A 14,554-nucleotide genomic window follows, 5' to 3' on the forward strand; every position below is an offset into this window, starting at 1 on the left:
TCGGAAACCTATACCGGAGATTTGGAGCGGGCAATCAGGCCACGGACGATTTCCGCAGGCTCGAAGCGATGGATGCCGCGAGGTCGGAACGGCAGGAGATGTTCCGCATCGAGGAGCTTCGCTGAAAGCCAGAGAACCGACATCCACATTTCCGTGCCCTGCAGGCCGGCCGGATGCCCCTCGGCAAAGGCAAATCCTCTGTTCCTTTGCCAGCGTCCCTCATTTCGGCGCAGAATTTCGCGGGCTATCTCTTTCGCCTCGTCCTGCCGGTGATCCGTCTGTTTCAGGCACAGAAGAAGCGGGTGGATTGTATCGAGCAGGTTACAGGCATTAAAATCCTCGCCGTGGAAACCGCCATAGGCACGATAATTGGCGATAACGGAGTCTATTGCTGCGTCCGGATAGGGAAGGGAAAGGCCGAACTGCGCGTAAGAGCCGCGGGTAAGCCGGTAAAAACCGTTGACCGGTTGCAGCAGGCCCTGTGCGGCAGTCGGCTCACCCCAAAGCCCGGTGGTTTTGTCCGCATTCATCGCCAGCCAACCGAAGAGAACGGTGAGGTTGTCGCCGGATGTGAAATAGCGCCTGTTGAAATAAAGCGCGGTGGCGATGGCGTCTATTGTGGCGCCGCAATGCCATGCCCGGCTTTGCCACGGCAATTCTTCCAGCAGGAGGATGAGTTCTTCGGCGCGCAGACGCTCAATGAAAGCGATCGGCTGTTTTGGCGCAGCTCCGAAACATTCAAGCGCATATCCGACAGCCAGAATATTATAGAGGACGGCAGGGTCCTTCTCGGGAGATGTAGAAGAGCGGTGGTGACGGTTAAGAAAAAGCCCCGTTTCTTGATCCTGCAAGGCCTGAAGATTGGCCACGGTTTTTCCGGTATCGAAAGCGATCTTTTCCTGTCCGAAGGCTGCTGCGATCTCGATGGCATCGCACAGATGCCTGACGCTTTCGACCTCACCTCCAGATGCATCGGCGGAACGATAGACGCCATCCTCGCCATAGGAGCGGATGGCCACAAGCCAGTCGTCCGCAATCTCCTTGCCGAGTTCTCGCAGCGGGCTATCGGGTTCCATCAGCGTCGGCGCGGCCGCTTTTTTTCCGCGATATCGCAGAACCCGGGCGGGAACGCCGCCTGCAATGGCCATGGCGGGAATGTCCTTCGCCACCACCGCGCCTGCGGCGACAACAGCGCCGCGTCCTATCTTCACGCCATCAAGCACAACCGCATTGGCGCCGATCCAGACGTCGTCGCCGATCTCTATCCCGAGCGAGGTCAGCGGTTGGCGGTGGATCGGAGTTTCAATGTCGTCGAAGCCATGGTTGAAGCCGACGATGCTGACATGTGAGGCGATGCGCACGCCATTGCCGATTGTGACCTTGCCGGAAAGACAGGCATAGGGGTTGATCGAGACATTGTCGCCGAGTTCGATATCGCCGCGCACGATTGCGTAACCGGCGATCCACGAATACGCACCCATAAGGAGTCTATCCGTATGCACCTCGGCCTTGGCGGCGATGTAGACGCCCTGCCCGAAAACGGTGTTGGCAGAGCGCTTGAGGCCACGCAACCGCGCCTGATGGTCGGGGCCGTCGATATCCTCCTGCTTCCGCTCCCAGGTCAGGATGTTCAGCCGATCCGACCTTTGGGAAAAGCTCGATACTTCGTCTGTCATCTCCGCCAGCCTGCGCGGGTTTCATCGAGAGCATAGGCGGGAACGCGTCGCCCCTCCCGCCTGAACATCTCTTCCAGCCTCGGGAGATCTGGACTTTCGGGGAGGACAGCCAATGCGGCCTCTGCTTCCCTACCGGCCGGCAGTGCCATGGCCGCCGTCACCAGCAGCGTTTCGCCGGATGCGATGGCGCCGCGCAATTGCGGAACAAGGGTTCTGGCGTGGATGAGGTTGGTATTGGCGATTGCCTGATGGCACACGCCTTCGCGCCGAATGCCAGCCGAAAGATCGACGATGAGGCTGGTGTCAGTCTGTCCGTAACAGACGGCGCGACCTTCACCCGCCTCGGTGCAGTCGCGATTGAAATCGGCCCGCTCTATGGCAAATCCGCCTTCCGATGTTTGCAAGGGGCGCGGGGTGCGCATGCGGTGCAGCCTTATGTGCCAGGGGTTTTGTGGCACGAGCCAGGTCTCGATCTCGACATCCGCCCATGGCCGCCAGCGGGAATAGAGGCAGTCTCTCGCAATCAAGGCCTCTTCCATCGTCTCGCGGGTGCGCAAGTGCACGCCATCGTCGGAAAGGCCGAGCATGCCGTCGAAACTCGCGGCGGCGAAATGCCGGTCATCCGCCTCGACATTGAAGGCATAACGGGTGGAATAGACGAATTTCGAGTATTTTTCCTGTGCGCCGCGCATCCTGTCGTGCTGCTGCCCGGAGGACAGGACCACGATATTGCCCGGCGTATGAAAGGCCACCATACCCGGCTCCGCCAAGGGAACCGGTTCGGCAAATTCCTGCGGTTCTGCCTCATCCGCAGTCCAGAATGGGTGATCGGCGGGCAGCGCCAGCGGCAGGAAAAATTTGAGCGCCCAATAGGGGGAACAGGGAGAATTGTAGCTCTCGCTCATCAAAAGATTTGGGTAGCCATATCCGACCGACAGGACGCCGTCGCGGTCCGCGATAGGCCGCTTCGACCACCAGCGGATATGGCGCATGTAATAACCCTTGATCTCCGGCCACGGCAGCGCCTCCAGACCGGAAAAGGCAAGAGCGCCCCAAAAACCGCCCGCCGCAAAACGGTAGGTCTGGCTGCGTCCGAAGGCGAGCAAGGCCCCGTCAGGCCCGAACCAGTGGCGTATGTCACGGGTGAAAATGCGCGAGCGTTCGAGCAAGCGCATTTTTCGCGCGTCGTCGCCTTTTGCCAGCACCGTATAGATCAGGCCGTAAAAATGCATGGCGAAGGGAATATAGTGGTCGACCCTGCGCACCGGCCCGTCGCGATACCAGCCGTTGCCGATATCGAAAGCCTCGAGTTCATCGAGATAGGTCTGGGTCTTGGCGCGGTCGAATTCCACGCCGACCCGTTCCAGCCCGAGATCGATCAGAACCCGGAAGAATTTCCAGTTATTGTCGACGAATTCCCGCTCGCGGGCAGCAAGAAGATAGGCGACGACGGCCTGCCTGTCCGTTTCGGCAAGCGGCTCCCAGATATGTTCGGGAACCATGGCGAGCGCAAATCCTATCGCCGCCAGCTCGACCAGCCGCTGGTGCCGATCAGCCGTGTCGCCCCAATATTCGGGGTGGGCGGGGTTGGCGCCATTGGCCAGTCCACGCCTGTAGAGATCCCAGTGGGGGAAGTCATAACCGCCGGCGGCAAGTGGAACGATGCCCCATAGTGGCCGGGCAAAACCCTCCAGTTCCGCCGCAGGAAAATCGAAAATCGCCCCCGTCGCTCCAAGTCGGACACGCGCGCCGCCGGGTGAAAAACAGGCAAGCAGCGGGTTGAAGAGATCGATCACCGCCTTTGCGAGATCGTCCCGGCTTAAAAGCGGATTGTGAAAGAGCGGATTGGCTGTGGCGGTCTCGTGAGGCACGGTGACGAATATCCGGAATTCATGATCGAAGGAAGGGCCGCAGGCTCATCGCCCGCGGCCCTGGGGCAATTATTTAATGGCCTTGACGCCGTCATTCATGTCCTTGATGCCATCATCGATGGAGATATTGTCGGTCATCAGCGCATCATGCACGCGGTTCAGCACAACTTCGATCTTGGCCGCATTCGGGTTGACCGCCATTTCCAGATAGGCCTTGCCCGCCTGCAGCGCGTCCTTGCTGTTCTGATCCTGCGGGAAGCCCGGCAGTGCTGCGATCTTCTCGGCCACATCATCGGTTCTGAGCGCAGGGAAAGTGCCGGTGGAGGCGATGATCGCCGCACCCTCAGGTCCGGTAACGAAGTGGATGAAATCCAGCGCCGCTTCCTTGTGGTCGGAATTGGCATTGACCGACAATCCTGCAATCTGCGCGGCCGTCGCCCCTGCCGGCACACCATCCGGATGGGGGAACTTCACGATGCCCCAGTTGGCGCTTTTCGACTCGCCGGATTTCACCTTGGCAATCTGGGTGCCGACAAACCATGTGCCCATGGGCAGCATGCCGATCGTTCCGTTGAAGAAAAGAGCGGAATAATGGGTATTCGAGGTTTTCAGCGAGGCGTAGGACGGTATCGCGCCGCTCTTTTGCAGGGCAAGCGCACGCTCATACCAGGGTTTCAGGAATTCATAATTACCGTCCACCAGCGTGTGCTTGCCGTCCTGAATACCGGGCAGCTGCACCGTCGAACGCCAGGTGTGCAGCAGCGCGCCGTAGGTGCGGTTGGCGCCCATGCCACCCTTCAGCTTGCCGGCGATTTCATCGAACTGCGCCCAGCTCATGTCATTGGTGGGGTAGGGCACGCCGGCCTTGTCGAAAATATCCTTGTTGTAATAGACCACCCAGAAATCCGAGCGGAACGGCAGGGCGTAAATCTTGCCGTCGATGGTCAGTTCCTCGATCAGGCCGCCATAGGGCGTCGTCTCGATCTTCTGGTCCTTGATGAAGCCGCTGAGATCGGTGATGTTGCCGGCGCGCACCAGATTGGCGTAGCCGGGCACGTCCTTGATGGTGACGACGTCGATATCCTTGGAGCCGCCGGTCAGCTGAGTGGATATCATCTGCGTATAGTCCTGCGAGCCGAGGTCGACCACCTCGAACGTCACATTCGGATGTTTCTGCTTGTAGGCCTCCATCAAGGGTTTGAAATAAGCGCCCTTGTCCAAATCCCAAAGCGCCCATTTAAGCGTGACGGGCGCATCGCCCGCAGCAAGCGCCGTTCCTCCCATGCCGATCGCAATGCCGAGACCGGCGGTTGCGAGAGCAAATGCACGTCTGGTTGTCTTAAACTCCATAGCCCGTTTCTCCTTCCCTGACTGATGTCGTTTTGATTTTAGTCTGCCTTAAGCGCTGCTCCCCGCCGGTTCGGGTTTCGGCGCGCGTGTTTTCGCTGCAGCGTTTCTCGCTGCGAAACACAGGGCGAACATGCCGAGCGAAAAATTGATGGTGGCCGGCATGAACACCGACACCGGATAAAAGAGGATGTGTGCGATCCACAGCGCTGTGACGAAGCCGAGCGCCGCCAGCATCGGCAACGGTCTGATGAGCGCGGAAAATGCCGCCTGCCGCAGCGTTTCTCCAAGCAGCAAGTCCTGTTTCGCCATGAGAACAATGGCGTAGGCGCTGAGAAGGATGAGAAGCAGCGTCACTGCCAGACTGATCGTAAAGGGCAGGCTATAAACGAGCTGAAGCCGGGCGGCCCCGGCATAGCTGACAGTCGCGTAAACACCGGCGCTCACCAGCAGCGCGCTCAAAACCACAAGTGCGGTGCCGCGAAGAGCGAACTTCCGCAAGGCCTCGAGAAAGTCGCGCAGCAGATAGGTATTCTCGTCATTTGCGAAGGAAACTGAGATGCGGGCCGTGGCCAGCATCGCCGCTGGCATCGTCACCACCGGCAGGCTGGCGATGATGAACAGGAGGTTGAGCTTCACCATCTCCCACCATTCGCGCTTGACGATATCGAGGAACAGGGCAAGGCCGGTAAGCGGCGGGGCGTTCTTGTCGATCCCGGCCCCTTCCCTTGTCCATAAACCTTCCAGCCATTGCATCGCGTTTCTCCCCGTCGCCTCAATAAAGGATCGATCGCTCGGTGGCGGGATCGAAAAGCTGTGCATTCGTCAAATCCGCCACCAGTTCGACGGGATCGCCAATCTTCGCCCTGAAACGCGGTGAGACGCGCGCGACGAGGTTTCGCCCGCCGGAGACGAGGTTGAGATGCACCTCCGATCCCATCGGCTCCGCCAGTTCCACCGTCGCCCGGAAGGGTGCGACATTGGCGGCGTCGATATCCGCCGGGGCGAATTCGTGGAAGTTTTCCGGGCGGATGCCGAGAACGATGTCCTTTCCTTCATAGGGGTGCAGGCGTGCGGTATCGATGCCTGCCGGCAGTGGCAAGGAAGCGCCGTCGAACAGGGCGGTGAAGCGGTCGCCGTCACGGCGTAGCGTTACCGGCAGCATGTTCATCTGCGGCGCGCCGATGAAGCCCGCGACGAACATGTTGATCGGTCGGTCGTAGAGATTTTGCGGCGTATCCACTTGCTGGATATGGCCATCCTTCATCACCACGATGCGGTCTGCCATGGTCATGGCTTCCACCTGATCGTGGGTGACGTAAATGAAGGTGGCTTCGAGCCGTTTGTGCAGTTTGGAGATTTCCGACCGCATCGTTCCGCGCAGCTTGGCGTCGAGATTGGAAAGCGGCTCATCGAGCAGAAAGACTTCCGGATTGCGCACCATGGCGCGGCCAAGCGCGACACGCTGGCGCTGGCCGCCGGAAAGCGCTTTCGGCTTTCGGTTCAAGAGATGGGTGATGTCGAGAATTTTCGCCGCATCCTTGACCTTGGTGTCGATGAGATGGCGCGGCGCCTTTCTGAGTTCCAGACCGAAGGCCATGTTCTTGTAGACCGTCATATGCGGGTAAAGTGCATAGTTCTGGAACACCATGGCGATGTCGCGGTCCTTGGAGGGCACATCGTTCATCACGTCCTCGCCGATGCGCAACTCGCCGCCGGAGATTTCCTCCAGCCCGGCGATCATCCTGAGCGTCGTGGATTTTCCGCACCCGGAAGGGCCGACCAGAATGATGAATTCCTTGTCGGCAATATCCAGATCGATATCGTGAACGACCTTGAGCGCGCCGAAGGTCTTGTTGAGTTTTTTCAGGGAAATGCTAGCCATCTGTGCCTCGCGCTCACCAATAGGAAGACCAGTTGCGCGAAAGCCGGATCAGCGCTTCCAGATAATAATAATCGCCCCAGGAGACGCACTCATCGACGCCTTCGCCCCGGCAGGTGTTGTGGGGCGTCTTCTTGGAATAGGTGCCGTGCAGAAGCTGCCCGTTGGAGATCGCGGGATCGCGAACCGAATAGAGATCGGCGAGGCTTTTCATCATGCGCCTTGCCAGGTCGCGATATTCCGCGGCCTTTTCCGGCGTTTCCAGCTCCGCCATTTCCAGGAGGCCGCAGGCGACGATGGCCGCCGCCGAGCTGTCGCGCGGTTCGCCATCGCCATCCGCAAAAATCAGGTCCCAATAGGGTACGAGATCATCGGGCAGGCGTTTAAGATAGAAGGCGAGAAGCCGCTCGAAGGTGTCGCGATAGGCGGGCAGACGCTCATAACGATAGGAAATGGCCATGCCGGCGATGCCCCAGGCCTGTCCACGGGCCCAGTAACTCTCGTCGCTGTAACCCTGCTTGGTCACACCGCGCACCGGCGCGCCGGTCTCCGGGTCCATGTAAAATGTATGATAGGTGGAATCGTCCGGCCGGACGGAATGGGCAAGTGTGGTGCGGGCATGGGCAAGCGCCACGGTGCGGTAGTCTTCCCGGCCCGTTTCACGGCTCGCCCAATAAAGCAGCGGCAGGTTCAAAAGGCAGTCGATAATATAGCGATATTCGTTGGGATTGTCCCTGCGGCCCCAGGCCTGGATGAATTGCCCGATCGGCTGGAACCGTTCCATCAACTGGTCCGCCGCCATCAGCGCCGCGCGTCTTCCATCCTCATCGGCCACCAGTTTCCATGCGGCGATGCAGGAGGGCGAGTAGAGAAAGCCCATATCGTGATGATCGGTCTCGATGCGCTTTTCGATACGGTGCAGGAAGCTCTGCACGTGTATTTGCGCCGCATGCTGAAAGGTCCTGTCGCCGGTATGTTCGAAGGCGAGCCATATCTGGCCGGGCCAGAAACCGGCGGTCCACTGGTCGTTGGCCACTGCGGGGTAAAAATTCTTCACGCTCGAATGGTTCTGCGCGGCATAGGTGAACTCAGGCAGATTGCGCCTGACCTGCGCGACGGCGGCCGTCAGCGCTACGTCGATTTCCGCTGCGGTGATCGGGGTTGGAAGGGACGTGGTCAAATCGAGCATGAAATCAACCCTTGAGGCCGGTGGAGGCGACGCCTTCGACGAAGAAGCGCTGCAATGCCAGGAAAACGACGAGAACCGGGATGAGCGCCACCACCGAGGCGGCCATGATCAGCCCGTATTCCGCCGAATATTGCGAAATGAACATGCGAAGACCGATCTGGATGGTCTTCAGCTCGGTCTTGGTGAGATAGATCATCGGCCCGAGAAAATCGTTCCAGGTCGTGACGAAGGTGAAGATCGTCAAGGTGGAAAGCGCCGGTTTGGAAAGCGGCAGCATGATCTTCGCCCAGATCTGGTACTCGTTCATGCCGTCGATGCGCGCCGCCTCGCAAAGCTCGTTCGGGATCGACATGTAGAACTGCCGCATCAGGAAGACGCCGAAGGCGGTGAAGGCCTGCAGGAAAATCAGCGCGAGATGGGTGTTGTTGAGCCCGAATTCACGCATCAGCAGAAACTGCGGCACCATATAGACCTGCCAGGGCATGGCGATGGTGGCGATATAGCCGAGAAACAGCGTATTCTTGTAGGGAAAATGCAGCTTGGCGAAGGCGTAGGCCGCGAAGCTTGAGGTCAGCAATTGCAGTAGCGTGACGATGATCGTCAGCTTCGACGTGTTGTAGATGAACAGCGCCAGCGGGATTTTTGTCCAGATTTCCACATAGTTTTCCCAACGGGGCTGGGAGGGTATCCACTCGATCGGGAACGCGAAGACATCGCGGCTGAGTTTCAGCGACGCCGACAGCATCCATGCGAAGGGCAAAAGCATGACGATGGTGACGACGATGACGGTCAGATAGATGCCGATCGTGGCGGCGGGGATTTTGCGGCCCATGATGCGCATGGATCAATCCTCCCGCTGCCGTTTGAACTGGACGATGGTGACCACCAAGACCAGGAAGAACAGGACGAGCGCGATCATGCTGGAATAGCCGAGATCCCAGGAAATGAAGGCCTCATTGTAGATGTGGTAGACGAGAACGAGCGTCGAGGTGCCGGGACCGCCCTGCGTGATCATATAGACCTGATCGAAAACCTTGAAGGACTGGATCGTCAGCATAACGGTGACGAAAAAGGTCGTCGGCGCAAGCTGTGGCAGGGTGACGTGGATGAATTTCTGCCAGGCATTGGCGCCATCCAGCCCCGCGGCTTCATAAAGCTCCGAGTTGATGCCCTGCAGCCCGGCGAGATAGATGACCATGTAATATCCCATGCTCTTCCAGACGCCGAAGAGAATGACCGTGACCATGGCCCAGTGCCGGTCCGCCGCCCATCCCGGCATGTCGGCGGGATCGAGGCCGAGCGTATAGAGCAGCATGTTGACCGGACCCATCTCCGGATTGAAAATCATGTTCCAGACGACGGCCACGGCGACCAATGATGCGACATAGGGAAAGAACATGGCCGTGCGAAAGAAATTGCGGCCGAGGATTTTCTGGTTAAGCAGGATCGCGAGACCGAGTGCGCAGGCGAGCGTGGCCGGCACTGACGCGACGGTGTAGATGACCGTGTTCCAGAAGGCCGCGATGAAGGCCTTATCCTCGAAAAGCCGCCAGAAATTATCGAGACCGGCAAAACGCATGGCATTGGAGCCGTCCCAATGCATGAAGGCCAACGCAAAGGCAAAGAGGATCGGTCCGAGCGTGAAAATCGCAAATCCGAGAAAATTGGGCGCAATGAAGGAATAGGCGACGAGCGCATTTTCTATTCCGCGCCGCCGTTTGGAGACGATGCGGCGTTTTTTCCTGCGATACGGAGTCGCCTGCTTGTCGGACATGGTCGCGGTTGCGATTGCCACAGCATATCTCCCATTGCCGCCGTTTCACCGCTTAATCGGTGGCGGCTGCCTGCATGTTCCATTGCGGTCCAGGTCTTCGCCCTGCCGCCTCCCGCGCTCTGGATAACACAATATCGATATTGGTCAAACAACTTTGCATAAAGTCAGACAAATTTTCTGGTTTTTCGGAAATACGTATGATAGGAGGCCCGTATCGGATTGCGGAACGCGCGGGAGGTTTGAGGGCGTGTTTGTCGAAAGGATGCGTTTTCTGCCAGAGCGGTTCGCCGATTTCGGCGCGGAACTGACGGCGCAGAAAATACGGTCTTCAGCGCCGGGCGCGGTTTCCCGTGGTCTCATCGAGGCGGCGGAGCAGACGCTTGACGAACCTTGGTCCACAATTCTGGCGGGCGACTACCGGGAATATAGCCGCACCGGCAATCGCGATCGTTTCGAGGCGCTTTATTTTTCCCGAAGACTGAAGCTGAACGCGCTGGTTCTTGGAGAATGCGCCGAGGGGCAGGGTCGCTTTCTCGATGCCATCATCGATGGTCTTTGGCTGATATGCGAGGAAAGCGGCTGGCAATTGCCCGCCCATAATTCCCATATTCGCGGCGGCCCGCGAGATTCTCTGCCCGATCCGCAGAACCCGGTGATCGACCTGTTCGCCGCCGAAACGGGCGCCAATCTCGCTTTGTGCCTCCATTTGCTGGCTCCGGAACTGGAAAGAGCGAATGCAAACCTTGTTTTCCGCATCCGCGCCGAGATCGACAGGCGTATCACGAAGCCCTATCTCGCCCGGCATTTCTGGTGGATGGGAAATGGCGACGAACGGATGAACAACTGGACGGCCTGGATCACCCAGAACGTCCTTCTCTCGACCCTGCTATTGCCCATAGACCAGTCGACGAGGCGTGCGGTCGTGGAAAAGGCGCTCAAGAGTCTCGATGCGTTTCAAAAGGATTATGCGGAAGACGGCGCCTGCGAAGAGGGCGTTCTTTATTATGGCCATGCGGCGCTTTGCCTGTTCGGGGCGATGAGCATTCTCGAAGCCTCTGCGCCGGGCTTCATGGCGTCGCTCTTTCATGCGCCGAAGCTGCGCAGCATGGCCGAATTCATTCTCAACATGCACGTGGCGGAAGACCGGTTCTTCAACTTCGCCGATGCGCCGGCGAAGGTCGAGACATCCGGCGTGCGGGAATATCTCTTCGGCAGGGCCGTTTCTTCGCTACCGCTTCAGGCTTTCGCTGCCGCCTGCTGGAACCGCTCACCGGACCGGATGATGTGCAAGGAGTGGAATCTCTGGTATCGGGTCCAGGCAGTTCTCGCCATCCCGGAATTGTCCGCGCCTGTCCCGGCGGAACCGGCAAAGATCGATATCGCCTATCCCGGTATCGGTCTGGCGATTGCCCGCGACGGGGTTTTCGATCTTGCCGTTAAGGCGGGTAATAATGGTGAGAGCCACAATCATAACGATGTCGGCAGTTTCACGCTTTATAAGAACGGCCGGCCGTTCATCATCGATGTCGGGGTGGAAGCCTACACCGCAAAAACCTTCTCACCGCAACGCTACGACATCTGGACGATGCAATCGGCCTTTCACAATCTGCCGACTTTCGGCGGCGTCATGCAGGCTGCCGGGGCAGAGTTTGCCGCGACAGATTTTGCGACCGAATTTTCCGAAGAGCAGGCGGAAGTCTCTTTTGACATAGCCAGGGCCTATCCCGCCATGGCGCGTGTTGAACACTATCGTCGCCGCGTCCGATTGCTGCGTGGCAGCCATGTGGAAGTCCTTGACGACTATCACGGCAGGCAGGAGGCGGTTCTGTCGCTGATGGTTGCCGAAAAGCCCGCTGTCACGCCGGGTGTCCTGAACTTTGCGGGGCTGGGAGAGATAGCCTGCGAAGGCGCGGGAGAACCCGCAATCGAAGCCATAACAATCGACGATGCCCGCCTTCGCCAGTCCTGGCCCCCGGTAATCTATCGCATTCTCATCCCCATCGCAGCCCAGCGTCTGTGCCTGACGATCAGTTAAGGAAGTGCCGATGAAACTTACACTCAAGGTCGTCAATGCGCTGGGTGATGTTCTGGCGAAAGCCGAAGCGGAGGACGAAGCTCTGCTCGTTTATCGCGCAGAATATTGCGAGGGTGACAGGCTTGTCGTTGAGATTTCACAGCCCGGTCATATCTGGCTTGCGCTCGACGCAGGCATGCAGCCGACGCTGGTTTTCCTGCACGGAAATGAATTCACCCTGCCCATTCCTTCCGCGGCGAAACGCAAATCCTATCCGCCGCAGGCGTTCAGCGGCAATCTTCACAGGATCGCCGCGCGCCGCACACTTGCCGGTGAAATTGGCGTTCGCAGGAATCTGGCGCTCAACCCGTTTGACGATCATGAGAACACCTCGCTGTTTCCGCACGTTTATGCGAGCACGGAAACGCGTGGGGAGGCGGCCTTCGCAGCCCGCAATGTTATCGATGGTGAAAAGGCGAGCGCGGGCCACGGCTTCTGGCCCTATACAAGCTGGGGCATCAACCGCGATCCCGAAGCTTCGCTGACCCTCGTATTCGGCCGCGCAGTCCTTATCGACCAGCTGACTTTTTACCTGCGGGCAGACTTCCCACACGATGCCTGGTGGGAAAAAGCGAGCGTCACTTTTTCCGACGGCGAAAGTGCGAGCTTTTCCCTGCAGAAAACCGGTGTGGCCCAAACCTTCCCGGTTGTGCCGCGCCGGGTGGAGTGGATCCGTCTGCATGATCTTAAAAAAGCGGACGACCCTTCGCCCTTTCCCGCGCTGACGCAGATCGAGGTCTGGGGGGCGGATCTGCGGGAAGCGCCGTAGCCCCTGATCGCGCCTTTCAGAACACAAAGCTACGACCCGGGTTTACGTGAAATCCTTTAGCTGTGTGCGATGCCGCGCATGTCGCGCATCATGTCGCGGTAACGGTGCTGGCTGCCGCGCAGATGCGCTTGCATCGCCAGCTTTGCGGCTTGTTCGTTCCGGTCCGATATGGCGATGACGATTGCCTCGTGCTCCTTGTGGATCAATCGCCGGTAAGCTGTCTGGTCGTTCTCGCCGGTTTCGGAAACCACGCGGGATTGTGGAATTACGGTCTGGCCGTGCAGTTCGAGGAACTGTGTGAAAAGCGGATTGTTGGTGGCGGCCGCAATGGCAAGATGCAGCGCCAGATCCGCCTCACGAATGGAGCGGTTCTCCTCGATACATTGCAGAAGCCGGGCGTGACAGTCGAAAATCGCTTCCTCTTGCGATGGCGAGCGGCGGAGGGCGGCGAGCCCCGCCGCTTCGATTTCAAGCGGCGTCCTGATTTCCAGCACCTCCAGATCGGAAGAAAGCCGGGCGCGGTCAACACCGGGTGTGGGTGACGTGTCCTTTTCATGCTTCAGTACGAAAATGCCCGCTCCCTGACGCACCTCCACCAGCCCGTCGCAGCGTAGCGCCGTCACCGCCTCGCGCACGACGGTGCGGCTGACGCCATGGGTTTCCGTCATCTCGATCTCGCTGGGCAGGCGGTCGCCGGGCCCATATTGCCCGGAGGCAATCGCGTTTCTCAGGCTGAGGCTAACTCTGCTCACCAGAGAACCGGAGGATTTGCTGCGCTGTTTTTGCTGTTCAGGCACGTCGGTCACCATGCATTGAAATCGAGGCAGGCGTGGAGCCTGTCAAATATGTATGATGAATTTCATTAAAACTCAATGATCATACCAATTTTACCCGCCTTCATGCAGAGGAGGCGCAGAATGGTACTAAAAATCTTCCCGATTCTGACCGGAGACACTAGGCCGGGCCAGCAAACTGTTCCGTGGAAACGGCATGCAACGCCCTGCCGGTCCTGAAAAAGCTCTCGATATTGCCGATCGTGGTGTCCGCGATATTTTTGAGCGCCTCCTGCGTGAAGAAGCCCTGATGACCGGTGACCAGAACATTTGGAAAGGTCAGCAGTCGCGCGAAAACATCGTCGCGCAGCACCTCGTTGGAAAGATCCTCGAAAAAGAGATCGGCCTCTTCTTCATAGACATCAATGCCGAGACTGCCGATCGTGCCGTCTTTCAGGCCTGCAATTGCCGCCTGCGTGTCGATGATGGCGCCGCGGCTGGTATTGACGAGCATCACGCCCTTTTTCAGAAGCGGCAGTGTTTCTCCACGAATAAGGTGACGGGTCTCCGGTGTGAGCGGGCACATCAGCGCCAGAATGTCCGATGTTCGGAACAGCTCCTCGCGCGTGACGTAGACCATGCCCAGCGCCTCGCAATCCGGATTTGGCCGTAGATCGTGGCCGACGAGACGGCAGCCGAAGCCGGCCGCAATGCGCGCGAAAATCGCCCCGATCTTGCCCGTGCCGACAATGCCGACGGTCTTCCCGTGAAGATCGAAGCCAAGCAGGCCATCGAGGGCGAAGTTTCCTTCGCGGACACGGTTATAGGCGCGGTGGATCTTGCGGTTGAGCGACAGGATGAGCGCCATGGTGTGTTCGGCGACCGCATAGGGCGAATAGGCCGGCACGCGCGCAACGGTCAGGCCGAGCTTTTCGGCGGCGGCGAGATCGACCTGATTGAAACCGGCGCAGCGCAGGGCGATGAGCCGGACACCCATTTCCGCAAGCTTTTCAAGCACCGGCCGCGACAGGTCGTCATTAACAAAGGCGCAGATCGCCGCCGCTCCCTCCGCCAGCGCAACTGTCTCTGGAGACAGACGTGCTTCGCAATATAGCATCCGCATGTCAGCGTGGGCTGCAGCGTCAAGGAACTGCCTGTCATAAGGTTTGGCGCTGTAGACCACGATCCGCATCTGTTTC

12 protein-coding genes are annotated in these 14,554 nt (G+C 58.9%); 2 read left to right on the forward strand and 10 right to left on the reverse strand.

Annotated elements, in window-relative coordinates:
* Nucleotides 1-8 precede the first annotated feature (8 nt).
* The 8 genes from ACQZ48_RS21050 to ACQZ48_RS21085 all read right to left on the reverse strand — a co-directional run bounded on the left by ACQZ48_RS21050 (nt 9) and on the right by ACQZ48_RS21085 (nt 9,739).
* The gene (locus ACQZ48_RS21050; RefSeq protein ID WP_443388565.1) at nt 9-1,676 is read right to left on the reverse strand and encodes an acyltransferase; all 1,668 of its coding nucleotides are present in this window, start codon (nt 1,674-1,676) and stop codon (nt 9-11) included.
* The gene (locus ACQZ48_RS21055) at nt 1,673-3,547 is read right to left on the reverse strand and encodes a DUF2264 domain-containing protein (protein WP_448729410.1); all 1,875 of its coding nucleotides are present in this window, start codon (nt 3,545-3,547) and stop codon (nt 1,673-1,675) included. Before ACQZ48_RS21055 ends, ACQZ48_RS21050 begins: the two co-directional genes overlap by 4 nt.
* Before the next feature lie 69 nt (nt 3,548-3,616).
* Nucleotides 3,617-4,897, reverse strand: a complete 1,281-nt coding sequence (locus ACQZ48_RS21060; RefSeq protein ID WP_448729411.1) for an ABC transporter substrate-binding protein — start codon at nt 4,895-4,897, stop codon at nt 3,617-3,619.
* A gap of 48 nt (nt 4,898-4,945) precedes the next feature.
* A complete protein-coding gene (locus ACQZ48_RS21065) occupies nt 4,946-5,650 on the reverse strand; it encodes a hypothetical protein (RefSeq protein ID WP_448729412.1) in 705 nt (234 codons plus the stop codon).
* A gap of 19 nt (nt 5,651-5,669) precedes the next feature.
* Nucleotides 5,670-6,779, reverse strand: coding sequence for an ABC transporter ATP-binding protein (locus ACQZ48_RS21070; RefSeq protein ID WP_448729413.1), 1,110 nt, complete (start codon nt 6,777-6,779; stop codon nt 5,670-5,672).
* Between the two features lie 13 nt (nt 6,780-6,792).
* The gene (locus ACQZ48_RS21075; RefSeq protein ID WP_448729414.1) at nt 6,793-7,965 is read right to left on the reverse strand and encodes a glycoside hydrolase family 88 protein; all 1,173 of its coding nucleotides are present in this window, start codon (nt 7,963-7,965) and stop codon (nt 6,793-6,795) included.
* A 4-nt stretch (nt 7,966-7,969) separates the two neighbouring features.
* Complete coding sequence (locus ACQZ48_RS21080; protein ID WP_077984706.1) at nt 7,970-8,806, reverse strand: carbohydrate ABC transporter permease; 837 nt, start codon at nt 8,804-8,806, stop codon at nt 7,970-7,972.
* 3 nt (nt 8,807-8,809) lie between these two features.
* A complete protein-coding gene (locus ACQZ48_RS21085) occupies nt 8,810-9,739 on the reverse strand; it encodes a carbohydrate ABC transporter permease (protein WP_202048328.1) in 930 nt (309 codons plus the stop codon).
* A 247-nt stretch (nt 9,740-9,986) separates the two neighbouring features.
* Between ACQZ48_RS21085 and ACQZ48_RS21090 the strand changes: the two genes are divergently transcribed.
* Both ACQZ48_RS21090 and ACQZ48_RS21095 read left to right on the forward strand, forming a co-directional pair.
* Nucleotides 9,987-11,774 (forward strand): heparinase II/III domain-containing protein, encoded by a 1,788-nt coding sequence (locus ACQZ48_RS21090; protein ID WP_448729415.1) that lies wholly within the window; start codon nt 9,987-9,989, stop codon nt 11,772-11,774.
* A gap of 10 nt (nt 11,775-11,784) precedes the next feature.
* The gene (locus ACQZ48_RS21095; RefSeq protein WP_077984709.1) at nt 11,785-12,582 is read left to right on the forward strand and encodes a carbohydrate-binding protein; all 798 of its coding nucleotides are present in this window, start codon (nt 11,785-11,787) and stop codon (nt 12,580-12,582) included.
* Nucleotides 12,583-12,638: 56 nt separating this feature from the next.
* On the opposite strand, the gene ACQZ48_RS21100 is transcribed toward ACQZ48_RS21095, so the two are convergent.
* Both ACQZ48_RS21100 and ACQZ48_RS21105 read right to left on the reverse strand, forming a co-directional pair.
* Nucleotides 12,639-13,391, reverse strand: a complete 753-nt coding sequence (locus tag ACQZ48_RS21100) for a FadR/GntR family transcriptional regulator (RefSeq protein WP_077984710.1) — start codon at nt 13,389-13,391, stop codon at nt 12,639-12,641.
* 145 nt (nt 13,392-13,536) lie between these two features.
* Nucleotides 13,537-14,547, reverse strand: coding sequence for a 2-hydroxyacid dehydrogenase (locus ACQZ48_RS21105; protein WP_142913372.1), 1,011 nt, complete (start codon nt 14,545-14,547; stop codon nt 13,537-13,539).
* Between the last annotated feature and the right edge of the window lie 7 nt (nt 14,548-14,554).

Source organism: Agrobacterium sp. 22-209-1 (genome assembly GCF_053522485.1).